Annotated in this window: 25 protein-coding genes and 1 pseudogene; 8 read left to right on the forward strand and 18 right to left on the reverse strand. The window is 58.0% G+C overall.

Annotated features, from left to right (window positions below; genetic code table 11):
* Positions 1 to 102: 102 nt before the first annotated feature.
* Together D2V07_RS14285 and D2V07_RS19015 are read left to right on the forward strand one after the other, a co-directional pair.
* Positions 103 to 375, forward strand: a complete 273-nt coding sequence (locus D2V07_RS14285; protein ID WP_119587635.1) for a response regulator — start codon at positions 103 to 105, stop codon at positions 373 to 375.
* Positions 372 to 506 (forward strand): hypothetical protein, encoded by a 135-nt coding sequence (locus D2V07_RS19015; protein WP_267899762.1) that lies wholly within the window; start codon positions 372 to 374, stop codon positions 504 to 506. Before D2V07_RS14285 ends, D2V07_RS19015 begins: the two co-directional genes overlap by 4 nt.
* On the opposite strand, the gene D2V07_RS14290 is transcribed toward D2V07_RS19015, so the two are convergent.
* Positions 499 to 1,578 carry a sensor histidine kinase gene (locus D2V07_RS14290; RefSeq protein ID WP_119587636.1) on the reverse strand — a complete coding sequence of 360 codons (1,080 nt, stop codon included), beginning with the start codon at positions 1,576 to 1,578 and terminating at the stop codon, positions 499 to 501. The two genes, D2V07_RS19015 and D2V07_RS14290, sit on opposite strands and share 8 nt — an antisense overlap.
* 273 nt (positions 1,579 to 1,851) lie before the next feature.
* Between D2V07_RS14290 and dmeF the strand changes: the two are divergent.
* Positions 1,852 to 2,652: pseudogene (dmeF, locus tag D2V07_RS14295) on the forward strand (CDF family Co(II)/Ni(II) efflux transporter DmeF); the annotation flags it as partial.
* 413 nt (positions 2,653 to 3,065) lie between these two features.
* On the opposite strand, the gene D2V07_RS14300 reads toward dmeF, so the two are convergent.
* The 3 genes from D2V07_RS14300 to D2V07_RS14310 all read right to left on the reverse strand — a co-directional run bounded on the left by D2V07_RS14300 (position 3,066) and on the right by D2V07_RS14310 (position 5,017).
* The gene (locus D2V07_RS14300; protein ID WP_119587754.1) at positions 3,066 to 4,247 is read right to left on the reverse strand and encodes a permease; all 1,182 of its coding nucleotides are present in this window, start codon (positions 4,245 to 4,247) and stop codon (positions 3,066 to 3,068) included.
* 121 nt (positions 4,248 to 4,368) lie between these two features.
* Entirely contained in the window at positions 4,369 to 4,650 is a 282-nt protein-coding gene (locus tag D2V07_RS14305; protein WP_119587637.1) for a hypothetical protein, read from the reverse strand.
* Between the two features lie 100 nt (positions 4,651 to 4,750).
* Positions 4,751 to 5,017: a hypothetical protein gene (locus tag D2V07_RS14310; RefSeq protein ID WP_147366997.1), complete on the reverse strand. Its 267-nt coding sequence runs from the start codon at positions 5,015 to 5,017 to the stop codon at positions 4,751 to 4,753.
* 139 nt (positions 5,018 to 5,156) lie between these two features.
* Here D2V07_RS14310 and D2V07_RS14315 point away from each other — a divergent pair, with 139 nt between their 5' ends.
* Positions 5,157 to 5,615: a Cu(I)-responsive transcriptional regulator gene (locus D2V07_RS14315; RefSeq protein ID WP_054527532.1), complete on the forward strand. Its 459-nt coding sequence runs from the start codon at positions 5,157 to 5,159 to the stop codon at positions 5,613 to 5,615.
* A gap of 14 nt (positions 5,616 to 5,629) precedes the next feature.
* Here the strand turns inward: D2V07_RS14315 and D2V07_RS14320 are convergent, their stop codons facing one another.
* The 3 genes from D2V07_RS14320 to D2V07_RS14330 all read right to left on the reverse strand — a co-directional run bounded on the left by D2V07_RS14320 (position 5,630) and on the right by D2V07_RS14330 (position 8,469).
* Positions 5,630 to 6,076 carry a DUF411 domain-containing protein gene (locus tag D2V07_RS14320; RefSeq protein WP_119587639.1) on the reverse strand — a complete coding sequence of 149 codons (447 nt, stop codon included), beginning with the start codon at positions 6,074 to 6,076 and terminating at the stop codon, positions 5,630 to 5,632.
* Positions 6,077 to 6,091: 15 nt separating this feature from the next.
* Positions 6,092 to 7,582, reverse strand: coding sequence for a multicopper oxidase family protein (locus tag D2V07_RS14325; protein ID WP_233548421.1), 1,491 nt, complete (start codon positions 7,580 to 7,582; stop codon positions 6,092 to 6,094).
* A gap of 254 nt (positions 7,583 to 7,836) precedes the next feature.
* Positions 7,837 to 8,469 (reverse strand): methyltransferase family protein, encoded by a 633-nt coding sequence (locus D2V07_RS14330; protein ID WP_147366999.1) that lies wholly within the window; start codon positions 8,467 to 8,469, stop codon positions 7,837 to 7,839.
* A gap of 139 nt (positions 8,470 to 8,608) precedes the next feature.
* Here D2V07_RS14330 and D2V07_RS18900 point away from each other — a divergent pair, with 139 nt between their 5' ends.
* From D2V07_RS18900 to D2V07_RS14350, 4 genes are all read left to right on the forward strand, one after another.
* The gene (locus tag D2V07_RS18900; RefSeq protein WP_233548422.1) at positions 8,609 to 9,307 is read left to right on the forward strand and encodes a CBS domain-containing protein; all 699 of its coding nucleotides are present in this window, start codon (positions 8,609 to 8,611) and stop codon (positions 9,305 to 9,307) included.
* Between the two features lie 94 nt (positions 9,308 to 9,401).
* Positions 9,402 to 11,987, forward strand: a complete 2,586-nt coding sequence (locus tag D2V07_RS14340) for an NAD-dependent epimerase/dehydratase family protein (protein WP_119587641.1) — start codon at positions 9,402 to 9,404, stop codon at positions 11,985 to 11,987.
* Positions 11,988 to 12,123: 136 nt separating this feature from the next.
* The gene (locus tag D2V07_RS14345; protein ID WP_008603843.1) at positions 12,124 to 12,786 is read left to right on the forward strand and encodes a peroxiredoxin; all 663 of its coding nucleotides are present in this window, start codon (positions 12,124 to 12,126) and stop codon (positions 12,784 to 12,786) included.
* Positions 12,787 to 13,343: 557 nt separating this feature from the next.
* Entirely contained in the window at positions 13,344 to 13,745 is a 402-nt protein-coding gene (locus tag D2V07_RS14350) for a hypothetical protein (RefSeq protein WP_147367001.1), read from the forward strand.
* Positions 13,746 to 14,422: 677 nt separating this feature from the next.
* Here D2V07_RS14350 and D2V07_RS14355 read toward each other — a convergent pair.
* From D2V07_RS14355 to D2V07_RS14405, 11 genes are all read right to left on the reverse strand, one after another.
* Positions 14,423 to 15,775, reverse strand: coding sequence for an MBL fold metallo-hydrolase (locus D2V07_RS14355; protein ID WP_119587643.1), 1,353 nt, complete (start codon positions 15,773 to 15,775; stop codon positions 14,423 to 14,425).
* A gap of 43 nt (positions 15,776 to 15,818) precedes the next feature.
* Positions 15,819 to 16,523 (reverse strand): NAD(P)-dependent oxidoreductase, encoded by a 705-nt coding sequence (locus D2V07_RS14360; protein WP_119587644.1) that lies wholly within the window; start codon positions 16,521 to 16,523, stop codon positions 15,819 to 15,821.
* A 122-nt stretch (positions 16,524 to 16,645) separates the two neighbouring features.
* The gene (locus tag D2V07_RS14365; RefSeq protein WP_199698803.1) at positions 16,646 to 17,134 is read right to left on the reverse strand and encodes a DUF6692 family protein; all 489 of its coding nucleotides are present in this window, start codon (positions 17,132 to 17,134) and stop codon (positions 16,646 to 16,648) included.
* Entirely contained in the window at positions 17,131 to 17,727 is a 597-nt protein-coding gene (locus D2V07_RS14370; protein WP_119587646.1) for a DUF305 domain-containing protein, read from the reverse strand. Before D2V07_RS14370 ends, D2V07_RS14365 begins: the two co-directional genes overlap by 4 nt.
* 2 nt (positions 17,728 to 17,729) lie before the next feature.
* Entirely contained in the window at positions 17,730 to 18,146 is a 417-nt protein-coding gene (locus D2V07_RS14375; protein WP_119587647.1) for a potassium channel family protein, read from the reverse strand.
* Complete coding sequence (locus tag D2V07_RS14380) at positions 18,143 to 18,913, reverse strand: glutaredoxin (RefSeq protein WP_233548423.1); 771 nt, start codon at positions 18,911 to 18,913, stop codon at positions 18,143 to 18,145. Before D2V07_RS14380 ends, D2V07_RS14375 begins: the two co-directional genes overlap by 4 nt.
* A complete protein-coding gene (locus tag D2V07_RS14385) occupies positions 18,910 to 19,182 on the reverse strand; it encodes a metal-sensitive transcriptional regulator (protein WP_119587649.1) in 273 nt (90 codons plus the stop codon). The genes D2V07_RS14380 and D2V07_RS14385 overlap by 4 nt, the downstream gene beginning before the upstream one ends.
* 35 nt (positions 19,183 to 19,217) lie before the next feature.
* On the reverse strand, positions 19,218 to 19,589 hold the full coding sequence (locus D2V07_RS19225) for an amino acid permease (RefSeq protein WP_325049026.1): 372 nt from the start codon (positions 19,587 to 19,589) through the stop codon (positions 19,218 to 19,220).
* A gap of 269 nt (positions 19,590 to 19,858) precedes the next feature.
* Entirely contained in the window at positions 19,859 to 20,413 is a 555-nt protein-coding gene (locus D2V07_RS14395) for an AlbA family DNA-binding domain-containing protein (protein ID WP_119587650.1), read from the reverse strand.
* A 169-nt stretch (positions 20,414 to 20,582) separates the two neighbouring features.
* Positions 20,583 to 21,047 (reverse strand): DUF411 domain-containing protein, encoded by a 465-nt coding sequence (locus tag D2V07_RS14400; RefSeq protein WP_119587651.1) that lies wholly within the window; start codon positions 21,045 to 21,047, stop codon positions 20,583 to 20,585.
* A complete protein-coding gene (locus D2V07_RS14405; RefSeq protein WP_119587652.1) occupies positions 21,044 to 21,748 on the reverse strand; it encodes a class I SAM-dependent methyltransferase in 705 nt (234 codons plus the stop codon). Before D2V07_RS14405 ends, D2V07_RS14400 begins: the two co-directional genes overlap by 4 nt.
* Between the last annotated feature and the right edge of the window lie 61 nt (positions 21,749 to 21,809).

The raw sequence follows: 21,809 nt of genomic DNA on the forward strand, positions 1-21,809 counted from the left end.
CTCTTTTAATGGAAGCCGGATGCGACGAGGCGAGGGAACGAACATGCGGCCTGTCCGTCCCCTCAGAACCGAGCTTTGTCATTTGACTTTTGATAGGCTTCCATGCCGACCACCATTTTGATTGTCGAAGACGAATTCCTTATAGCTGTCGAAATAGAGGCGGTGGTTCACGATCTCGGTTATGAGTCCGCAGGCATAGCTGACGACATGGAATCGGCATTGGCAAAGGCTTCAGACGCGATCGATGTGGCGCTTGTCGATGTCAATCTCGCCGATGGAGCCACGGGTCCCAGGATCGGCGAGAAGCTTGCCGCGAATTTCGGGATCGAGGTTATCTTCGTGACCGCCAATCCGGCGCAGCTCGGCGAAGGGTGAACGGAACGCTGGGTGCACTCGAAAAACCGGTCGATCTTGGCATTCTCAAGCAGGTTCTCGACTATGTCATCGCAGTCCGGAAGGGCGAAAAAATCGATCCGCCAGCCCGTCTTAAGCTCTTCTTCAACTAGGCTCCTGCAACCTGCTTTTTCGGACATCCATGACGAGTTCAACGCCATCGTCATGCCAAGTTCTTTCGTAATCGCCTCCTAGCTGCTGCTTCACCGCCAACTCGATGAGGCGACTTCCGAAACCCGTTTGAGGCTTACTCGCTTTGTCGATGTGCGCTCCGTGTTCCCTCCAGCGGAAGCGGACCATCTCGTCCTCGGTCGACAGGTCCAGCGAAATTTTTCCCTCGGGATTGGACAGAGCTCCGTACTTCATCGCGTTGGTGGCCAGCTCGTGGAACACCAATGCGACCGGCGTGGCGGCGCGGCTTTCGACCGCGATATCGGGGCCGTAAATCGCAATCCTTCCTTCGGAAAAGGCAGGATAGGTCTCGAAGATCGTCGCAAGCAGCGTGGCGAGGGTCACTTCCTTGCCCTCGGGTTGGGACTTCTCACTGTGCGGTCGGACGAATTCGTGCGCGCGCCCCAGCGCGGAAATCCGGCCTAGCAAGTCGCGCGACGCTTCGCCGAACGCCTCATTTGCGCGCGCTGTCAGGCTGATCAAACCGGAAACAATCGCGAAGATGTTCTTGATGCGATGGCTGAGCTCCTGGCTCAGGATTTCGTTTTGGAGGGCGGTGCGCTTCTGCTCGTCGATATCCGTGCAAGTACCGATCCAGCGCTGGATCTCACCCTGCTCGTTGAGGATCGGCAGCGCACGACCGATCATCCAGCGATAATCACCGCTGTGATGCCGCAGTCGATATTCAACCTCGTACGGCTCGCCGGTAGCGAGGCTGTGGTTCCATTTCTTCCATGCGTCGGCCTGGTCATCCTCATGGAACATCCCGGCCCATCCTTCGCCGTCGGTTGATCCGACAGGGACACCCGTGAATTCATACCAGCGTGCATTGTAATAATCGTGGGAGCCGTCGGGAAGGGTCGACCATACCATCTGCGGCATGGTGTCGGCGAGCGCATGGAATGCAGCTCCGGCGGATTGCAGCGCGTGCTCTGTAGCCAAGGGCAAGACATCCGGCGCCGATGAGGATTCGCGGCGGCCAAGCTGGAAATTCGTAATGACTTTTGCATTCATAGCCAGCTTGTGACTTTCTCGGGATGAACAGAATTGGACCGATAGGGTACCTGTCGTATCTTGTTGATCTTCAAATGCTGACGCGCATCGCACAGGTAGGGTAGAGAGTAAACGCGGCGGACATTGTAAAAGCGAAATTCACCTTTTCGCGATACAAGGTTCTCATATCTGACCGAAGGGAAGGAACTTATCAGGCCCGAAGTTCACCTCGGTCTCTGAGCCGATTGCTCCATTCAGGTTTCGCCCTCCCGCAATACCGATTATCAGCCCCGCATGCACCACGCCGACTCCAATCCGCTCGCCCATGATCACAACTTCCTGAGCGCCTCGCACGACGCGCATGAGCGGCGCACGCGTTATGTCGTTGCCTTGACCGCCGCGATGATGGTGGTCGAGATCGTCGCCGGCCTGTGGACCGGATCGATGGCGCTTCTCGCCGATGGTATCCATATGGCGACCCACGCAGGTGCCTTGGGCGTCGCGGCCTTTGCCTACTGGTTTGCTAGGCGCCATGCGAACAATCCGCGTTTTACATTCGGTACCGGCAAGGTGGGCGACCTCGCCGGCTTCGCGAGCGCGCTTGTCCTCGCCATATTCGCAATCGGGATCGCGGTTGAATCGGCCCAAAGGTTCGTCAGTCCACTCACGATTGCCTATTCCGAGGCGATCTGGATCGCCGTGCTCGGCCTCGTGGTGAACCTCGCGAGTGCCTGGCTGCTTGGTGCCGATCATCACCATGGGCATGATCACGACCATCATCATCACCACGACCATGCGCATGCCGACAACAATCTGCGCTCCGCCTATTTCCACGTGCTTGCCGATGCCCTGACTTCGGTCCTGGCTATCGTGGCCCTTCTCGCCGGTATGTATATCGGCTGGGCATGGATGGACGCGGCAATGGGTCTGGTGGGTGCGTTCGTGATCGGGCGCTGGTCATGGTCACTGCTGCGCGATACCGCTGCCGTGCTTGTCGACGCCGAAGCGGCCTCTGATCGGTACATAGAGGTGCGCAAGGCGCTCGAGGACCGGGACGCGGCGATCGGCGATCTGCACATCTGGCGGATCGGTCCCGGCAAGGGCTGGCTGGCATGCATCAGTCGCATGGGGATCCACACCCCAATGCGAATGTTAGGAGCGCGCTTGCGGAGGTGGCGGTTCGGGTCCGCGCCCGGCTATGGCCAGCGAGAACGCCGCGAACTCAGGGAACAGCGGCTCGGCCAAGATTCTCGCGAGCGGTGCGACATCCCTGGCAGGCATGATCAGCGGGGAAATACATCCCAGTGCAACCAGACAATCGAGGCGCATATTCTCGCACGGTGCCGGATCAGTATCGTCAGGCATTATCGATCCGGGCATCATGCGCATTTCATCGCAAGGGCTGTCAATCGCGATCGGGACTTCGGGGCGAACTGAGGCGTAAGCCGCCGTTTGGACGAACAGTCCGCAAGCAATCAAAAGAACGCTGAGAGATCGCAATATCCCCATCATTTTTTCCTACGATCCTCTGCGGAACTGGGCAAGCCCCCATGATTTTTGCTCGAACGTTCGCGCAGTGCGGCTTTGTTTGTTCGCCGATGGAGCAAGAACAGCATGGCGGCTACGACAAGGAACGCCAGATTGAGGAAGAAAGTGTAGTCGATCGCAAAAGCCACCATCTCTTCCACCGGAGGACGCGCGTCCGGAATGAGCCCGGCGAACTTGAAGAAATAGTGCACCGAGATACCCGCGGCGACCATCGAAATGTAAAGCAGCGCCGAGAGTGTCAGCGCGTACCGCCAGCCATAATATTTGGCGTGAACCCAGATAACGGTCGCCGCGACGAGGTCCGCACCCAGGAAGGACATGACGCCGCCGAAGCTCGCATTCTTGGACCACAGCATCGCCGCTAGCGGGATATTGCCCATCGAACCGATGAAGGTGAAAAAGGCGACCACCGGAGCGACGAGAGCGTTCTCGAGCACGATCAGGAATCCGGGATCGGCGCTATCGGTTGCTCCGCCGATTAAAAAGATCGCGTTCCAGAAGCTCTGCGGCACGAATACCGTGATGAAGCCGGCCATGGTAAACCCGAAAAGCAGTTCCTTCCAGACCATCTTCCACTCTTTGACGAAAGCGCTGGCAATCGCGTTCCAACCCGCGCTCGACCGGAGCTGTTCCTTCCACGAGCGATTCTCACCACCCTCCTCTTCTTCGTCAGCATTCTCCGCGCTCATCTGTGTTTCGGCATGATCGCGGGCCCCTTCGGCAAGCTTTCTCGGCAGCAAAAGCGAGGTTAGCAAGTAGGCGTAGATCATCATGAAGAGGCCAAGAAGAAAGTTGCCGAGCGTAAAGCGCCAGCCGACGAGCACCCAGAGCACGATCCCGAGTTCTATGACGAGGTTGGTAGACGCGATGAGAAAGGCAACGGCATTGGCCGGATGCGCTCCTTTTGCGAAGACCGATCGTGATGCCGCGAGCGCTGCAAATGAGCACGACGATGAAATAAAACCGAAAAAACCCGCGAGTGCTGCCTTCGCCGGCGTGCGCTCTCCGAGAGCCCTCGCCATCTGCTCGCGCCGGACGAGCACCTGTATCCCGGCGGAAATGATATACCCGAACACCAGCGCCCAGAGAGCCTTCCAAAGCATTCCGGCACCGGTCTCGAAAGCCAGGAGTACATTGTCCATGAGCATTTTCACTTGCCGTTCGGGTCAGGCGATCGGACAGGCGCAAAACCTGCCCCGCAGATTAATGCGGGGCAGGTGGGGGGGACTGGTTAAAGCGCCGGACATACCAGAGGCTAGGGTCTCAGCCTGCTTCGCTTTGAGCCATCTGCTCGCGCTTCTTCTTCATCATTTCATTGCAGTTGCGCATCATTTCCATCATTTCGGCGCGCATCTCCGGATCGTTCATCATGGCCATCATGCCGGACATCTCCATCCCGCTCATATCGCCTTGCATTCCGCCCCGCATTTCACCGCGTTGCTGTTCCTGCGCCGTTTGGGTTCTGTCGGGACGGGCATCGACCTTGGGCTGCGCGACGGCCGTCGTTGCGAGGCCAACCGTCGCGAGTACGCCGATCGCGGTCATTTTAAGAGTGTTCATTTCATCTTTCCTTTCAAATTATTGATGCCTTGGGCTTCGCTCCGTCCTTTATTCTTCGGCGCACGAGCGAATTCGGCACGGGTTTTCAGGATCCGGTCGACGTTCCGCTCTTGCGCATGCACACGGCGACCATTGCCAGGCAGGGCAGTACATAAAGAAACGGAAGAATCGCTGCGAAGCCCAACCACATCGAGCCAAGCGCCAGCGCGGCCAATGCCAGAACGACACCAAGGGCGAGCATCCACTTGCGCTGTCGGCCTTTACCGGCAGAACAGAGGCCTTCCGCATCGGTATTGAAGCGCGCGGAAGTGGCGGTGACCGGCACCAGGGCTCGGGACGACGGAATAGTCATGTCTTATCCTTCATCGAATCAACCAATGCACATTAAGTAGGGCTTCCCATCATTGGAAGGTCAAGACACTTTGTGGGGATTTTCCCGGCTTTCAGCCAGCCACCTTGCATTCCAATCATTGGAAGGTTAAAGCGCCCGCATGAAACATTCACACACGATTGGCGAGGCGGCTGCAACGAGCGGGGTTTCTGCCAAGATGATCCGACATTATGAAAAGATCGGTTTGATCGAGGCGGCGGACCGGACCGATGCCGGTTACCGCCTCTACACTCCGGCAGATATCCATACGCTCCGGTTTGTGCGGCGCGCTCGCAATCTGGGTTTTTCGGTCGACGATATTTCCGAACTGCTCGATTTATGGAAAAACGACACCCGAGCGAGCAAGGACGTTCGGCGAGTGGCGGATGGCCATCTTTCGGCCCTGCGGTCGAAGGCTGCCGAAATCCATTCTATGATAGACGCGCTCGAACATCTTTTCGAGAATTGCACGAATGACGAACGTCCCGACTGTCCCATCCTCAAGGACCTCGCTGACGATGCCAATCCGGCTCGTCCCAAGGACGTTGGTCACAAGTTTGGCTTCGAGCGCGTTTGCTAGGCTTCGGACGGTGCTCAGTATCGCGCAAAGACGCTCGTGGCACCATCCGCTCTTACGTCCGTAATCGTCCACGTGCCTGTCTTGGCACCGCCCATGCCCGGCGAACCTGCAGGCATGCCGGGAAGCGTGATGCCTGAAATCCGCGGACGTTCCTCCAGCAGGCGGTCAACGCTGTCGGCCGGCACATGTCCATCGACGAAGTAGCCGCCGATGAGCATCGTATGGCATCCCTCGAGCCCGGCGGGCACACCCTGGCGTTCCTTGATTAGGGCGAGGTCGTGGGTCGCGACCATCTTCACCTCATATCCGCTGGCTTCGAGATAGTCGCCGTAGCTTTCACAGCAACTACACTGAGGGTTCTTGAAGATCGTGGCAAATGGTCTTGCTTCCTGTGCCGCCGCTGCCGAGGGCAGCAGCGCGAGGGCCGAAAACGACATCAAGACCTTGGGTAACAAACGCATCAGTTTTCCTTTCTTTCAGTTAACTCGAATGGTGGCCATCATTCCTGCGGCCTGGTGTTCGAGAATATGGCAATGGAACATCCAGTCGCCCGGGTTGTCCGCTACGAATGCGATCTCGACGCGCTCTTCGGGCGCCATGAGGACGGTGTCCTGCCACTCTTGATATCGTGTCGGCTGTCCATCGCGCGACAAGACGCGGAAACTGTGGCCATGCAGATGGATCGGGTGCCACCACGCAGTCTCATTGGTCATGTCGAGGAGAAGCGTGGTTCCTCGCGCGGCGGAAATAATCGGATCGTGAACATGGCCGCTCGCCGAAACACCGTTGACGGTCCAGCCCATCATTCCTCCGGACATCATTCCCGAACCTCCCATCCGCTCCATCATCATGCCGGAGCCGGTTCGTTGTTCGTTCCTCGCGTCAGAGCCGCTGGCTGTTCGCCCCATCATGCCCATCATCCCGCCACCGAATATGATCCGGTGACGCTCGGCCGTTGCCAGTTCGGGTTCGGCGACAGGGTTGGGCGGTAGCGGCGCGGGGTCGGGCAGGCGTCTTTCCCTGACCTCTTTGCCCTGACACTCGAATGTGGTGAGTTCGTATTCCAGTCCATCATAGAACACATCGCGCAGTGAATGCCGGGTCCCGGCGGGATAATCGAAATCGACGATCAGATCCGCCCGCATTGCCGGCCCGAGAAGCAGGGGCGCGCTTAGGCGGTGAGGCTCGACGGGCTGGCCGTCGAGCGCGACGACCATTGGATCGAGTTCACCGAAATCGAGCCCAAAGATGCGGGCATTGGCAGCGTTCACGAGCCGCAGCCTGATCCGCTCATTCGGCCTCGCGATCAGTGGTGCCGCCGGCTTTCCGTTGATAGTGATCGTGTTGCCGATCCGGCCTGCCATCATTGCGTCGTGCCGACTGCCGAACCCTCCACTTATTTGCCCCTGGTCATTGAGCCTCCAGTCGTCGAGCATCCAGACGAGGTCGCGATCGACCTGCGGCGGCTCTGCCTCTTCGATAATGAGCGGTCCGTAGAGGCCGCGACCGACCTGCTCGAAGCTGCGCTGATGGGGATGGTACCAGAAAGTGCCCGCATCCTCCGGCGTAAAGGCATATCTGAACCTTCCGCCGGGCTCCACGGGGGGTTGGGTGAGGTGGGGAACGCCATCCATCGTGTTGGGAACACGAACGCCGTGCCAATGGATGGTTGTTTCTTCCTCCAGAGCGTTTTCCAGCAGGACCTCGAAGGCCTCTCCCTGCCCAAGCCTGAGAGCAGGACCCGGTACCGAGCCATTGTAACCCCACACCGGTATTTGAGAGGCTTCGTCGATAAGTGGCGCGCTGGTCGTTCCGGCCTTGAGGACGCGGCGACCGGCGGTTGTGCTGGCACCCACCGGCGTTCTACCTCCGGCTCCCAGAACGGCGGCCAATCCGCCGCCAATGGCCAGAGCACCGGAACCGGCGAGGACCGCGCGGCGCGTCACCCGTGATTCTATTGATTGCATAGAGAGCATCTCCGCAGCGCCAGATTAAGGTTCGACCGACAATATAGTCCTTCCCATCATGGGAAGGTCAAGGTCGCCTCTTTATTTCCGCTGCATGCTAGACGGAAGACACGTTAGCGTTGGCCGCTGGAGGACGGCGATGCTGGCTCAGTCCGATCACGGAGCGGGGCGCGGTCTCGACTTACTCGCTCGGAGACCCCTGCGATGGCATTCCGGTCCACACGTCCGGTGTCGATTGGTTGGCGTGAGTCCCCTCAGTTCTTCGGCCGCTGCGAATTTTGGGCCAGTTCCTTCCAACGACTGGGGTGCGGGACCAGCATTGGAACCCTCCTCATATACCTGCGGTACTCTTCACCGAACTTGCGGATCATTTCGCCTTCTTCCTTCCGCGCCAGAAAGTAGTAGGCAAGCACGATCACCGGGAACAGGCCAACGGAGAAGATCGTGGGCCAATGGACAACGCCCTCCCCGAAAAGAGCGAGAAACAGTCCGGTGTACTGCGGGTGGCGGACGAACCGATAAAGCCCATCGGTGACAAGCCGGCTCTCGCGGTGTGCCTTGTAGACGGCTCGCCACCCGTGAATGAACATACCCACCCCGATGATCGCCAGCGAGTAGCCGACCAGCATCGATAGCAGCATGCCTGTTTCCCCCAGCCCGACGAGCGTCGACCACAGATTTGCGCTGACATATTCCCGATCGATTCCGAACGACCGTATGAGAAGGTACACGGTCAAGGGGAAACCGAACATCTCGGCATAAAGAGCGATTATGAAGGCTTGGACGAGCCCTGCGCCGGTCCATTCCCGCCAGCCGCTCGGCGCGAAATACCGGTAAAAGATCCACGACACGATCACGATCATCACTGCGGCGATACCCCAGGCCATCGATCTCTCCCTTCGTTTAACTGCCTCCAACTCCCCTGCGCCCAAACGAGCAATGTGAGAAGCCGGGCTCGATTTGTTTCGGCACGAAGGTGCCGTTTGCCATCGTTGGAAGGTCAAGCGTGATCGGGGATCGGTCCGAGTGAATGGCTCGATCGGCTCGAAAGCAACAAGCGCTAGCCTCATTTTTCAGCTTCTCGGGCAGGAAACCAAGCTCGCGGTCAGGTGTTGCAAGATAAGGTTCTTGCAGCCGGGTCTTGACCTTCCAACGATGGCAGGCACCAGGTTCGCAGAACTCGCAGAACTCGCCGAATCGACGGGCCGAAGTCATTCTGCAGCGTTTGTTTCGCAGAAATGGCTTTCCATCGAACGTAACCTGGAACCTTTGGAGAGAAAGATGAAAATCAGCGAAATCATGACCAGCGATCCGGCATGCTGCAAGGAAGACCAAAGCCTGCAGGAAGCTGCCAAACTTATGGTCGACAATGACTGTGGTGAAATCCCGGTTATCGACGATGATGGCGGTCTTGTCGGCGTCATTACCGATCGCGACGTGTGCTGCCGCGCGGTGGCCGAAGGCATGCCGGCGGAGACCCAAGTGGGAGACGTGATGACCCGGTCGGTCGTGAGTGTCACGCCCGACACTTCCCTGGAGGATTGCCTGGCGTCCATGGAAAACAGCCAGGTCCGCCGCGTACCGGTCATCGACGATGACGGGAAATGCTGCGGGATGGTGTCACAGGCAGACATAGCCCGAACCGGAAGCGATGCGAAGACTGCCGACCTCGTGCAGCAAATCTCACGAGCGCGCGCGGACGAAAAGTCTTCGGGTTGCTGCTAAGCGACAGGAATTGGCAGCCGTCCCTTGAGGGGTGGCTGCCATCCGCTGCGTAACCAAGTGGAGATAACTCAAAAACGGCATCGAGGCTTTCTGAATGGACAAGCAAATCATTCTGATCACGGGCGCGAGCGGATTTATCGGTCGCGCGCTCACGAAGCGGCTCGGCCGCACCTATCGCGTGATCGGTCTCGACCGCTCTCCGGCGAAGGACGATCCCGATCTCGCCGCGTCCTATCGCATGGATCTCGGCGATGATGCGTCTGTTGCGACTGCTCTCGAACAGGTCAGGAGCGACTTTGGATCTGAAATTGCCGCTTGCATTCACCTCGCCGCGTATTTCGACATTACTGGTGAGTCCAATCCTCTCTACGAGAAGGTCAACGTCGAGGGTTCACGCCGCCTGATCACGGCGCTGCAGGCCTTCGACATCGAACAGTTCATCTATGCAAGCTCCATGCTTGTTCACGAGCCCAAACAGCTGCCCGACGAGCGTATCGACGAATCCAGTCCACTTGGACCGACCTGGCCTTACCCTCAATCGAAGGCCGATGCGGAACAGGTACTGCGCGAGAACCGTGGCGACATTCCGGTTGTATTCCTGCGATTTGCGGGGGTTTACGACGACGAGGGGCACTCCGCCTTTCTCGCCGAACAGATTGCCGGTGTCTATGAGCATCGCGTGTCGGCGCATCTGTATCCGGGGATGCTTTGCGCTGCGCAGTCGGCACTGCATCTTGACGATCTGACCAAGGCGGTCGAGCAGACTATCGCTCATCGCACTGACCTCGAGGGCGAGATGCCGATACTTGTCGGAGAGCCCGAAACGCTTGGATACGCCGAGATTCAAGACATCGTTCATTGCCAGATCCACGGCGAGGAATGGACGACAGTGCGCATTCCAAAAAGCGTGGCGAAACTGGGCACGTGGGTCGAGGAAGAAGTCCTTGGCCATGAAGGCTTCGTCAAGCAGTGGATGGTCGATGACGCCAACGCCCATTACATTCTTGATATTTCACGTGCCCGGAACCTGCTGGGGTGGGAGCCAGAGCACTCGCTCCGCGACACACTTCCGATCATCATCGACGCGTTGAAAGCCGACCCGCAGGACTGGTACGAAACGAACAAGCTGAACACGTCCCGCGTGGCCTGGCATCCAAAGCGTTCGGACGCAGAGAAGACCGAACCGGCGCGACCTCAATCGCAAGACACCGATATAGCGCATGATGGGCACCAGATGGACGGCGACATGAACAATATGGACGGCGATATGCAGCATATGGACGGACCCCAGCGCGGTACCCGCTGGACGCAGTTTGCTGTCATCGGACTCGGCCTCTGGCTTGCTGCAAGTCCGGGTGTTTATGACGTCGTATCCGCCGATACTGCCCGTGCGTCGGTCGTAGCGGTCACTCTCGAGCGGGGTTTGCCGTCGATCGAATGGCGGGCCAACGCTCTTGCTCTGAGCGATATGCTGAGCGGGATCGCATTGATGATTTTCGGCGCGATGTCGCTTTCGAAGCGTACCGCATGGCTAGGGCAGTGGGCGACAGCCTTTATCGGTATCTGGCTGCTTTTCGCGCCCTTGTTCTTCTGGAGTCCGAGCGCGGCCCAATATCTGACCAATATGCTTGTCGGTACATTGGCAATCGCATTTTCCGTGCTGGTGCCGATGATGCCCGGAATGAGCATGGAAGGGATGATGGACAAGAAGTCCATCCCGCCCGGGTGGACCTACAGTCCCTCGACCGATGCCCAGCGATTTCCGATCGTGGCGATGGGCATCATCGGCCTTCTGATATCGCGCATGCTTACCTCCTACCAGCTTGGCCATATCGATGTGGCATGGGAGCCTTTTTTCTCCGGATCGCTCGCAGATCCCAAGAACGGGACCGAGGAAATCATCACTTCAGATGTATCCAAGGCCTGGCCGATCCCGGATGCCGGGCTTGGAGCGGTCAGCTATGTGCTTGAAATCCTGATGGCGGTCATGGGAACCCGCGCACGCTGGCGCACCATGCCGTGGATGGTCACCTTCTTCGGCATTCTGGTCATTCCGCTGGGTGTGGTCAGTATCTATTTCGTGATCATTCAGCCGATCGTGATCGGAACGTGGAGTACGCCGGCGCTGATTGCTGCCCTTGCGATGCTTATCATGATCCCGTTCTCTCTCGATGAAGTCATCGCCATGGGGCAGTATCTCTACTGGTCGAAAAAGGAAGGAAAACCGCTCGTCCGAACCTTCTTCAAGGGCGGCGCGGTGGCACACGGCGAAATCGACGATACCGACTATATGACCGATGCGCGCTCGATCTGGAACAACACGGTGCGCGGCGTGACCTTCCCGTGGACCCTGATGGCCAGCACGGCTCTGGGAGCCTGGTTGATGCTGACAAGGATAACGCTTGGCAGCGAGGGGGCGATGGCCAACAGCGATCACGTGGTGGGTGCTTTGGTGATTACGGTGGCAATCATCGCGACTGCGGAAGTCGCGCGCACCCTGCGCTTCATAAACGCTGCATTCGGAGCTTGGCTTGTCGCAGCGCCATTCCTCCTAGCGGGAGCGTCGTCTGCCGGAACGGTGGCGTCGGTTGCGGTCGGTCTGCTTTTGATCGGACTGAGCCTGCCTCAAGGCAAGCGTAGCGGTGAGCATTATGCTGGCTGGGATCGGTTTGTCGTATGACCGGTTGACCCGAGCAAAGCGGATCTGGCGCTCTTCCTTTAGGAACAGGATGAAGACGAGGTCGGACCCGCATTCTTCTCAGAGCATCGCTAGAAATGTGCCCTGAGTACCCACAAAATAAGCAGGAGTATTTTACATGACCCTTTCAATTGGCTCGACAGCCCCCGATTTCACAGCCCAGACCACACAAGGAAACATTCACTTCCATGATTGGATGGGTGACAGCTGGGCAATCCTCTTTTCCCATCCCAAGGCATTTACACCGGTTTGCACGACCGAGCTTGGTTATATGGCCGGGCTTGGCGAGGAATTTGCCAAACGCGACACCAAGATTATTGGCCTTTCGGTCGACAGCAGCCAGGATAATCGCGATTGGCTTCCCGATATCGAGGAGGTGAGTGGAAATAAGGTCGACTATCCCGTGGTCGGCGACAGCGACCTTCAGGTCGCCAAGCTTTATAATATGCTGCCGGCCGACGAAGCGGGTAATGCGGAGAGGCGAACCGCAGCCGATAACGCCACCGTCCGCGCTGTCTATATCATCGGGCCAGACAAGAAAATTCGCGCCATGCTGCTTTATCCGATGAGCAGCGGGCGGAATTTCGATGAAGTGCTCCGGCTGCTGGATTCGGTGCAACTCACCGAACGCAAGGGTGTAGCGACACCGGTTAATTGGCAGAAGGGTGATGATGTGATCATTCCGCCTTCCTTGTCGGACGAAGATGCGAAAGCCAAATATCCCGATGGCTGGGACGAAAAGAAACCGTATTTGCGTGTGATCCAAGAACCGATCGACTAATTGCGCGAGCAGGTTGCCAGCAATTGCATGTCGGCGTGAATGTAGCATGCTCATGCTAGGATTTGAACGCGTCGCCACACCTGCGAGTGGATCTATCTGTTCGATATATAGATTGGCAAGAAGCGTAAGCGACTAGGTGTACGGTAAAACCAAATCCGGTCCCGATCGGTTTTCTCTTCGTTAATCGAATGGCGGCCCCACCTCCCCCTGAACCCTGCGGACCGCAGGTGTCCCGGGGCCGTTCAGGAACCCCGCGCTTGACCCAACCCTGGCGCGGGGTTCCGTCTTTCTGGTACAATAGCTGTTGAGCGCGGCTATGTTGGCCAAAGGACTGCGGCGTCCGCCAACCTTGGACACCTCAGCTGCGTGACGGGTTTGAGGAGCTGTCAGAAAAGTGTGACGCAATTGACCTCGACCTTCAGTTGGTGGAGGGCTATGCCACATCCGCGAAATACAATGAACCCTTGCGTGGGAAGCCTCTGTTCGAAAGAGTACTATGGCAGACCTATTTGAAGACTTCATATGGGTAAGGGCCGTCCGTGGTTGCTAGTCGCTTGATGGCCAAATCGACTCATGCTGTCGAACCACTGCCTTTGCACGATGGCAAGACGACCGTTGTGAGCATCATAAGCAGCTCGGGTGCTGTTTTGGCAGCTTGCTCTTGCTGCATTCTACCGATGGTGCTGGTTGCCGCCGGGCTGAGTGCGAGCCTGAGCAGTGTTTTGGCGCCTCTGGGTTCGCTCCATTGGTCAATGACCGCATTTTCGATGATTGCGGTGGCGGCTAGTTGGCTCATTGTTCTACGCAAGTATCGGCACAAGAGTCATTGCCACTCCCAGGCCGCAGTTAAATGGTTCAAGAACCGTCAGATAATTATGCTCCTGGTTGCAACCGTGTTGAGCTTCATCGCGGCCGCCTGGGGCTATTTCGAGCCAACTCTCATGAAAGCATTTATGTAATCCGAGGTTCTGAGAGAACGACACTCGGATTGGCTCCTTTTACTGCGATAGCGGAACTTTGCGGGGGCCTATAAAGCGCCACCGGACAATGAGGGTTCAGACGATCTTCTGCGCGCAACGTCCTACAGACAAATGCGCCTTGGCAATGTTCGAGGGGAAGCATTTTCGGAATCGAGCGAAAACAAAGCGATCTTAATTGCGACAGGTTCAAAGAAGCTCATCAATCCCGAAGGACTCCAATTCGATTGTCATCCCGATATGGTTCTGATGATAGCCTCCCGATTCGATCAAATGATTGGGAATGCGGATAGCGCGTAATAGCCCGCACGTGGCTCCGCGGTGGCCAAGGCAAGCCAACCATTCCTGCGGCGATTTCCCGCCGAGCTCGTGCAGTCGCTTCAGCCCAATTTGCGCATTTCAGATTGGTAGCCACGGCCACGTCGATTTTCTCAAGGTAGGGCAGGCCAAGCTCGGCCCTGATCTGCTGGAATTCGAAAAGGTAAGACATCGTCATTCAAGCGAGGGTTGCGTGTGCCTGCCTGTATGATCGTCGAGACGCGCCGCCCTGCATGATCATGTGCAGGATAGGCCCGCATGTCTTCCGTTAGGCCAAACAGCTATCGCGGACGAGACTGGAAGGGATCGCGGATTGGCCATTTTCGAGGTTTTCCGGCTTTTTAACCCTGCGCGTTTTCCCATGCGCCCATGGAGCCCAGATAGACGTCGAGGTGTTTGAAGCCTTGGCTTGCGAGCCAGCCCGCTGCTACGCTCGCCCTCATGCCGCTGGCGCACATCAAGGTGTAATGACGGTCGCGGTCGAACTCTCTCCAACGGGTGTTGAGCTCGCCGACATAGACATGTTCGGATCCATCGATGCTGCCTCGCTGGCGTTCGTCAAGGGCGCGCACGTCGAGCAAGGTCCAATCTTTGCTGTCCTCAGCGAGCCTGCGTGCGACTTCCTCGGTGTTGATCATGGCAATACTTTGCATTGCTTTGCCCTGTGCGGCGGCTGGGACCACGCCGACATAGCCGCCGACAATATTATCGAGACCAATGCGCACCAAATGCGCCATAGCTTGAGCGAGCTCGTCTTCTTCGGAAGCAATTAGGGCTATCGTGTCGCCTTCGCTGATGAACCATCCGGCAAAGGCGGGTATCATTTCCACTGGAAGGCACACGGCGCCCTGCATATGACCGGCGGCATAGGCGAGCGGCTCGCGTACATCGACCAGGTGATCGGCGCCGCTCTCGCCAAGGTCTTCCAGCCCCAAATGCCTTGGCCGCATGACTCGCGGCGCGGCATTGGCCCCTTCGAGATTGAGCCGCTCCATTAGCCGAAAATAGGGTGGCTGGTAATGATGCTCTTCTACTTTCGCCTCGATGAACTCGTCGCGGTCGGCGATGCGCAGCCACGGGTTGTTGCGCCGCTCATGGCCGATTGTCGAGAATTCCCGGTCTGCCATTCCGGATCCGCAAACCGATCCGGCACCGTGCGCCGGGTAGATGATCGTCTGGTCACCCAGAGCGCAAATCTTTTGCAATGAATCGTACAGGAGTCCCGCGACCTCCCGCGCGCGCTCGGGATAGAAATCGGTGCGGCCGACGTCGCCCACGAAGAGCGCATCGCCGGTGAAGACGCCGACCGGTCCTTCGGGATGATCGTCGTCGTGAAGGACGAAGGCGAGATGATCGTCGGTGTGACCGGGGGTTTCGAGCACTTCGACCCTGATCTTACCGATCTCGAAAACATCGCCCTCTCGCGCGGTGTCGGCGAACACAACCTCATCCGCAGGGTTTGGACCGTGCAGAACCCGGGCGCCGGTCATTTTGGCCAGTACCGGCGATCCCGTGATGAGATCCTCATTCCTGTGCGTTTCGAAAATATGCGTGATCTCCAGCCCTTCGGCGCGGGCTCGCTCGACATATATCTCGCAGTCGCGGCGCGGATCGATGACCGCTGCCTTGCCCTGCGAACCGATCAGATAGGAAAGGTGCGAAAGGCCGGGGGTCTTTATCTTCTCGAGCAGCATATCTTACCTCGTTGTTGGAATGTTTCCGTAAGTCCGCATCGATCTAGTCGATCCCGAGTTCGGCCTTGAGCGCCGAGACCTTCTCGAAGCGGTCTGCTTCTGGCCGCGCGATGGCGGGCTTGGCGTTGACCCAGGTGTTCTCGCAGACGAATTCGAGCATCGCTGCCGCGAGGTCGGCGTGCCTGCAGCGAAAGCAATCTTGGGCAAGGCGCTCATCGGTAATGACGGCTTCACCGGTATAAGGTTCGTCCAGGAGCCAGCCCGGTCGCGCCGCCGTCCATTCCAGGCCTTTCGCGCGCTCCAGAAGATTTTCCATTGCGCGCATCTGCTCGAGAAAATTGTGCAAGGCTGGTCTTGCTGTGAGCTCGAACCATGCAGGAACGCTGGGCTGCGGCTCTACAAATGCCGCCGATATCACGACGATCCGGGAAATGCCGGTCGCCGACATCGCTTCCACCAGCCTGCGGGTTTCCTCCGTGTAAAGCGGAGGCGGATCGATCGCCGTCGATGGACTAAACCTTATGCCAAGTGCGGAAATGACCGCACGACAATCTTCAAGCTCGCCGCTGAAGTCGTCATTGAATACGTCGCACTGAAAGTACTCGACATTGTCGACGCGGTCTGATGGTTCGGGCAAGGAATTTTCGAACGCTCGCACCGCGATGCCCTCGCGGACCGCATGGCGCAGTATTTCCGTGCCGGTCTTTCCTCCGGCACCGAAGACCGCAATGGGTGCTGTATCGTTCATTCTGAAGTCTTTCATCTCCAACAGCAAACTGTGCTGCCGGAACTCTCTTCACTCTCTGTTGAATCGGGGATGTCCGCTGTCATCGGGGGACGGCGATCGAAGCCGCCGTCCCCTTAAGGTTTTCAAGCATCGTCGCAGCGGACATAACCGCGATAGCCAAGTTCATCCTTGGCTCCGGGCGGCACCACGATGATTTCCTGTGCTTGAAGGCCGGCATTACCCTCTTCATCGATCAGCCTCGTCGTGACCAGAAGTTCCCCGCTCGTAAAGCGGTCGGGTCCATCAGCGCTTAGAGGAATTATTTTGCCATTCAGTTTGATGAAAGCTTCACTGTCAGGCTGATAAACGAACGTTGGAAACCCCACTTCGGTAAGCCGATACACGCAACGACCGGCGGTTCCGCCTATGGCCTGGATGTCAGCATCGGACATAGTTTCCGGTTTCACAATAGCAGTCGCTACATTTTGTAAGGCCTGCGATGCCGGTTCGATTGGGACCGGCGTCGGAGCGGGATCGAGCTGCGCCTCACGGTCATTTCCAATTGCGGTGTTCTGATTGCAGCCGGAAAGCGCGATCGCCACTCCGGCTACCAAAAGGGACCAATTTTTCACTGCGCTTCTCCTTCGCTTGCTGGCTGTTCGGCCACGTCCGACGACTGAGACGTCGCGGCAGTAGGAGCCGTCAGACCATCAGGAAGCCGTTCGGTTGTCCTCACGCCGTTTTCTTCAATGTCCTCGATCAGATATTTCATCTGGGCGATCTCGCGGCGCTGGGCGAGGATGATGTCATGCGCGAGCTTGCGAACGCGTGGATCACGAATATGCGCCCGTTCGCTGGTCATGATCGCGATCGAGTGGTGCGGGATCATCGCGGCCATATATTCTTCGTCGTCGATCGTCGTCTGACTGCGTACCAGCCACAGGGCGAGCGCAAATACTACCGCGGCCACACCTAAAATTATGAAGTTTTTCACGCGGTCCTTGTACATGCCCCACATGAAGAGCAGCATGACCACCATCATCATAGCGCCCATGACGAACATCATCCAGAAGCGCGTCTCGCTCCAGAAGAAATGATCGGCATCGTATGCGTTCGCATACATGAGAAAGAACATGAGAACGGTGGAGGTCGAGACCATGGCCATAAACCGCCAGTAGTTGCCGCCCCCTCCTTTCGCATGATCGGAATGTTTGTCTTGTTGCATCTTCAATCCTCCTGCTTGCTCATGGTTTTATAGACATATTGGGCGGTACAACTGATCATGAGGAATCCGGTGAGGGCGGCAATCCCGGAAATGGCCCGCATGTGGCCGGCCGGAAGAATGTCTCCGAGCCCCACGGTTGAGATCGTGATCAGCGCGAAATAGTAATAATCCATCCAGCTATCGATGACGTCCTTCTCCAGACCGCCGAGGCCCCAGACGGATGCGAGATACATGCCGCCCGCGAAAATACCGGCGATCACCAAATGGCTAAGAAGAACAAGGCTGGAGCCCGCAAGCAGGCGCAAGTGCCGCGGATCCCGCCCCGGCGGAGACACCGCCTTCGCGCCTCGAAGCATCCACATGTGAAAGTAGAGCGAGATCGCGAACAGCGCGAAACCGAGGAGGAGCGCCGCGATCACAGGACTATCCAGCCCAGCGCCTTGCCGCCCATCCAGAGGCCCATGCCGATCATGAACAGGTTCTCGGTCAACGAAACGAAGCCAAGCGGCACATTGCTGTTTCCACCGACGCAGGCGCATTTGAGCTCACGCTTGTCGATATAGACCGCCTTGAACACGCTCACCGCACCCACCGTGCCGATGAAGAGCGAGACCGGGACGGAGATGATGGGCAAAGCATGTGCGACCATCAGGATGCCAGCCAAGGCTTCCCCGAATGGATAGACAAATCCGTAGCGAACCCAACGCCTAACAAGCAGATCGTAATTCAAGAACATGGTCGAGAAGCTACGCACATCCTGCAGCTTCTGGATAGCGAGCAGCGCCATCGACAGGCTGACGAACCATTCGATCGCTTGAATGGTGAAGGCGCTCTCGAACACATACCAGCTGATCGCCAGCCCGAGCAGGAAAGCGACTCCGAAGATCGCGATTACCGGCTGATAGCTGGTCTCGCCTTCCTTCTGCACCGACTTGCCGAAATGCTCGCGAAGATCGTCGTAGCCGCCGATCCGCTCGCCGCCGATAAAGGTCTGCGGCGTGGTCTCGACCCCGTGCTCCTCCTTGAAAGCGTCGGTTTCCTCGCGTGTCTCGAGATGATGGTCGTCGATTTCGAAGCCTTCGCGCTTCAGCAGATCGACGGTCTTGAGCCCGTAGGGACAAACATGATCGGGCATGACCATGCGATAGACGGTTGCGGTCTTCGGTTTTGGTGTTCGCCTCTTCATCTCTTCGCTTTCTCGAACAGGTCGATCAGTTCGCTGAACTTCCGCTGTTGCTCGTTCTCGTCCCCGCTGGCGATCGCCTCGGCTACGCAGAGGTTGGCATGACGCTTCAAAATCTCACTTTCGGCTCGCCCCAGCGCGGCTTTGACCGCCTGAATCTGGGTCAGGATGTCCACACAGTAACGATCATTCTCGACCATCTGGGCAACGCCGCGCAGCTGCCCTTCGAGGCGGCGCAATCGGTTCAAGATTTTCCCGACATCATGCTGCATTGAATTCGCCTCTTTGCGGCAATCGGTTGCACGCCCTACCCATACGGTCCGGGGGTATAATTATTCGCAGCGGGGAGAGTTCCGTGAACCTTGTCCCAACCGGGTTTTCCCTTCCGCGATTTACCATTGCTCTCCAGCGAGCCGTAGACCCGGTGCAGGACCATTGCGACGCCACCGGAGATTGGCTCGTGGGTCGATATCTTGATGTAGCTGTAAGCGGCGAGCGAAGTAACCAGTGCGCCGACTGTGAGGAAAAGCGGAAATAGCGGTCCAGCGAGTTCGGCAATCTGGCCGGTCAGTGCGAAGGTACCTGCGCCGATGATGACGCCGGTTCCCATCGCGACACCGCCCAGCAATGTTATCGAAGCCGCCTTCTCGCTATGTTGATCGTCGTCACCTGTCTGCAAGTCTTTCCCCTGTCGATGTCCTCCCGTCCGAGAAACATCACGCCAGACAGTACGTTGCGCAGCGGCTCACCCCTCAAAAAAGTTTCGACACGCTGCGCGCTCGCACCAAGGGCTGTTTGACAAGACAAGGAGCCCGGTTTTCGGCAGGTTTTTCCGGCCACAAGTGCGTCGGTAGGAAGCGACGCCTATTTCACGAGCAATTTCCTTTAGCGGGTCTCACGAGAGGTAACTGGCGCTGTTCGATCAATCTGACATGCCCAGCAGCCGGATTAAGCTCGACCGGGGGTTCGATTCCGCAGATGTGCCTGCGCGTCGCGCACGTCGAGCTCACGCGTGCCGTTCCCGATACGTAACATCAGGCGCGCGGTACCTCCTTCTACGAAATGGACGGGATCAGCTTTCCTTTCGGCAATTACCCGGCATACCGTCTTCTCTGTCACTTCGTAAAAGCGGCAATGGACCAAAGCGCATTCGTGACCGCCGAACCCATCCTTCACCAGGTCCATCAGGAGGCGTTCGAAGCCATCCCGATTGGCGTGCTTGAGTGACTGCATATCGGCTTCAATGCCAATTATGCTCCCATCGTCTCCGACTCCGGTAAGCAGCGTTCCGCCCTCATGGTCGAGAAAGCCGGCAACCGTTTTGAGTACGACCTGCTGGAGCGACCGGTTGACCCGGTTCTCACGCCTGTCCCATCGCAAGGACGATTTGAACTCCAATCGCTCGCCCTCGCCGCTTGCGATAAGAAGCGGCAACTCCTCGTCGAGTTCGCGTTCGAGAAAAAATAAGTTGGACTGAGCCCGCGCCAGCCGCACGTGATACATGCCAAACCCCGGGTCCGGGACTGTGGGGGCAGCCAGCACCGGAACCTGCGAGAAGTTCGACAGGCTTCTTGCCGCCTGTCCCGGTTTACCGGGTTCTGTGTCGCTTCCCGCATTTAGTCCTCATCGCCTGCATCCCTTTCACGCTGACGCATGGGGTAGTTCCACACCCTCACGGAAAAGACGCGAAGACGCTCTGTCCGGTTGGGCCAAAGGCGATGACCTCGTAAGGCTGGATCCGGTTTCCGGCCTCCATGCCCGGCGATCCCAGAGGCATTCCCGGAACCGCGAGGCCGGCAACGCCAGCAGGCCGTTCGCGCAAAAGCTTGTCGACGGCTTCGGCGGGCACGTGACCTTCGATGATGTAACCATCGACCTCCATCGTGTGGCATGACCACAATTCTTCTGGTACGCCGCGCGCGGTCTTGATCGCGGCCATGTCCTTGCTGTCGACCGATGCCACCTTCGTATTCATCCCGTCTTCGACATGGCCTGCCCAGCTGAGGCAGCATCCACATCCGGGATCCCTGAACATCGTATAGGTCGCTGCCTGAGCCACGTTGGAACAGGCTGCCAACACGAGCAAGGCCGCGCCGCTAATCGATCGCCGGAACAGGGCAGGCTTTTTCCAGATCATTGTGCAATTCCTTTCTTGTATCCGCGCCATAGCGAGATCGTCCCGGTCACCGTCGGGAACCGGTGGAGCAGACATGGCTCCGTGAAGATTTCGGCGAACAGTTTTTCGACCTCGCCATCGGCGCTGGGCTGCGTGTCGCTTACGCCGTCAAGCGACTGGACGGTCGCCCGGAAGAGGCTCCGCATGAGTGGGCTATCCTGCTTCATATAATCGGCGATCAAGACGGTTCCGCCTGGCACGAGCAAGCTTTCGATGGTTTCCAGGATTGCCTGCTTCTTGCGCAACGGAACCTGGTGAAGGACGAGGCTGCTGACGATCTTGTTCGGCCGCCACCCTGCGGGCAGTTCGAGGCTTTCGAGAAAGCCATTGTGCCATTTCACGAGATCGGCTCCCGCTCCAAACTTGCGCCGCGCAAGCGCGAGCGCCTCCGGGTCGGGTTCGACACCGATCAGACCCGCTTCCGGGCAATCCGTCATCAAGGCCTTGAGAAGAGTGCCGGTTCCGCTGCCGACATCGATCACCCGGTCGCCGGGGACAAGGTGCAGCTCTTCGACAATCTTTTGGCGCCAGAGATGTTCGCGGGTGAACAGACCGATCGCCCGGTCGTAAAGCGGCGTCAGAAAGCTCTTGCCAAGAAGAGGTGTAAATTCGCCGTGATCTTCAGGTGCGATAATATTGCTCACGAGTTGGCTCCCATTCATCCCGGGTTCGACCCGATTCTGACAGACCCGTCTCGGTTACGTATGGCGGTGGGCATTCCCT

The sequence above is a fragment of the Aurantiacibacter zhengii genome, assembly GCF_003584125.1.
GTDB lineage: Bacteria > Pseudomonadota > Alphaproteobacteria > Sphingomonadales > Sphingomonadaceae > Alteraurantiacibacter > Alteraurantiacibacter zhengii.

What these genes read in the sequence shown, in the direction of transcription:
- D2V07_RS14380 (WP_233548423.1), bottom strand. Translation starts at nt 18,913, where the DNA reads ATGAAGAGGCGAACACCAAAACCGAAGACCGCAACCGTCTATCGCATG.
- D2V07_RS14370 (WP_119587646.1), bottom strand. Translation starts at nt 17,727, where the DNA reads ATGCAACAAGACAAACATTCCGATCATGCGAAAGGAGGGGGCGGCAAC.
- D2V07_RS14360 (WP_119587644.1), bottom strand. Translation starts at nt 16,523, where the DNA reads ATGAACGATACAGCACCCATTGCGGTCTTCGGTGCCGGAGGAAAGACC.
- D2V07_RS14350 (WP_147367001.1), top strand. Translation starts at nt 13,344, where the DNA reads ATGGCCAAATCGACTCATGCTGTCGAACCACTGCCTTTGCACGATGGC.
- D2V07_RS14405 (WP_119587652.1), bottom strand. Translation starts at nt 21,748, where the DNA reads ATGAATGGGAGCCAACTCGTGAGCAATATTATCGCACCTGAAGATCAC.
- D2V07_RS14330 (WP_147366999.1), bottom strand. Translation starts at nt 8,469, where the DNA reads ATGGCCTGGGGTATCGCCGCAGTGATGATCGTGATCGTGTCGTGGATC.
- D2V07_RS14355 (WP_119587643.1), bottom strand. Translation starts at nt 15,775, where the DNA reads ATGCTGCTCGAGAAGATAAAGACCCCCGGCCTTTCGCACCTTTCCTAT.
- D2V07_RS14340 (WP_119587641.1), top strand. Translation starts at nt 9,402, where the DNA reads ATGGACAAGCAAATCATTCTGATCACGGGCGCGAGCGGATTTATCGGT.
- D2V07_RS14395 (WP_119587650.1), bottom strand. Translation starts at nt 20,413, where the DNA reads ATGTATCACGTGCGGCTGGCGCGGGCTCAGTCCAACTTATTTTTTCTC.
- D2V07_RS14285 (WP_119587635.1), top strand. Translation starts at nt 103, where the DNA reads ATGCCGACCACCATTTTGATTGTCGAAGACGAATTCCTTATAGCTGTC.
- D2V07_RS14290 (WP_119587636.1), bottom strand. Translation starts at nt 1,578, where the DNA reads ATGAATGCAAAAGTCATTACGAATTTCCAGCTTGGCCGCCGCGAATCC.
- D2V07_RS14345 (WP_008603843.1), top strand. Translation starts at nt 12,124, where the DNA reads ATGACCCTTTCAATTGGCTCGACAGCCCCCGATTTCACAGCCCAGACC.
- D2V07_RS14305 (WP_119587637.1), bottom strand. Translation starts at nt 4,650, where the DNA reads ATGACCGCGATCGGCGTACTCGCGACGGTTGGCCTCGCAACGACGGCC.
- D2V07_RS14300 (WP_119587754.1), bottom strand. Translation starts at nt 4,247, where the DNA reads ATGGACAATGTACTCCTGGCTTTCGAGACCGGTGCCGGAATGCTTTGG.
- D2V07_RS14400 (WP_119587651.1), bottom strand. Translation starts at nt 21,047, where the DNA reads ATGATCTGGAAAAAGCCTGCCCTGTTCCGGCGATCGATTAGCGGCGCG.
- D2V07_RS14315 (WP_054527532.1), top strand. Translation starts at nt 5,157, where the DNA reads ATGAAACATTCACACACGATTGGCGAGGCGGCTGCAACGAGCGGGGTT.
- D2V07_RS14385 (WP_119587649.1), bottom strand. Translation starts at nt 19,182, where the DNA reads ATGCAGCATGATGTCGGGAAAATCTTGAACCGATTGCGCCGCCTCGAA.
- D2V07_RS14320 (WP_119587639.1), bottom strand. Translation starts at nt 6,076, where the DNA reads ATGCGTTTGTTACCCAAGGTCTTGATGTCGTTTTCGGCCCTCGCGCTG.
- D2V07_RS14310 (WP_147366997.1), bottom strand. Translation starts at nt 5,017, where the DNA reads ATGACTATTCCGTCGTCCCGAGCCCTGGTGCCGGTCACCGCCACTTCC.
- D2V07_RS14325 (WP_233548421.1), bottom strand. Translation starts at nt 7,582, where the DNA reads ATGCAATCAATAGAATCACGGGTGACGCGCCGCGCGGTCCTCGCCGGT.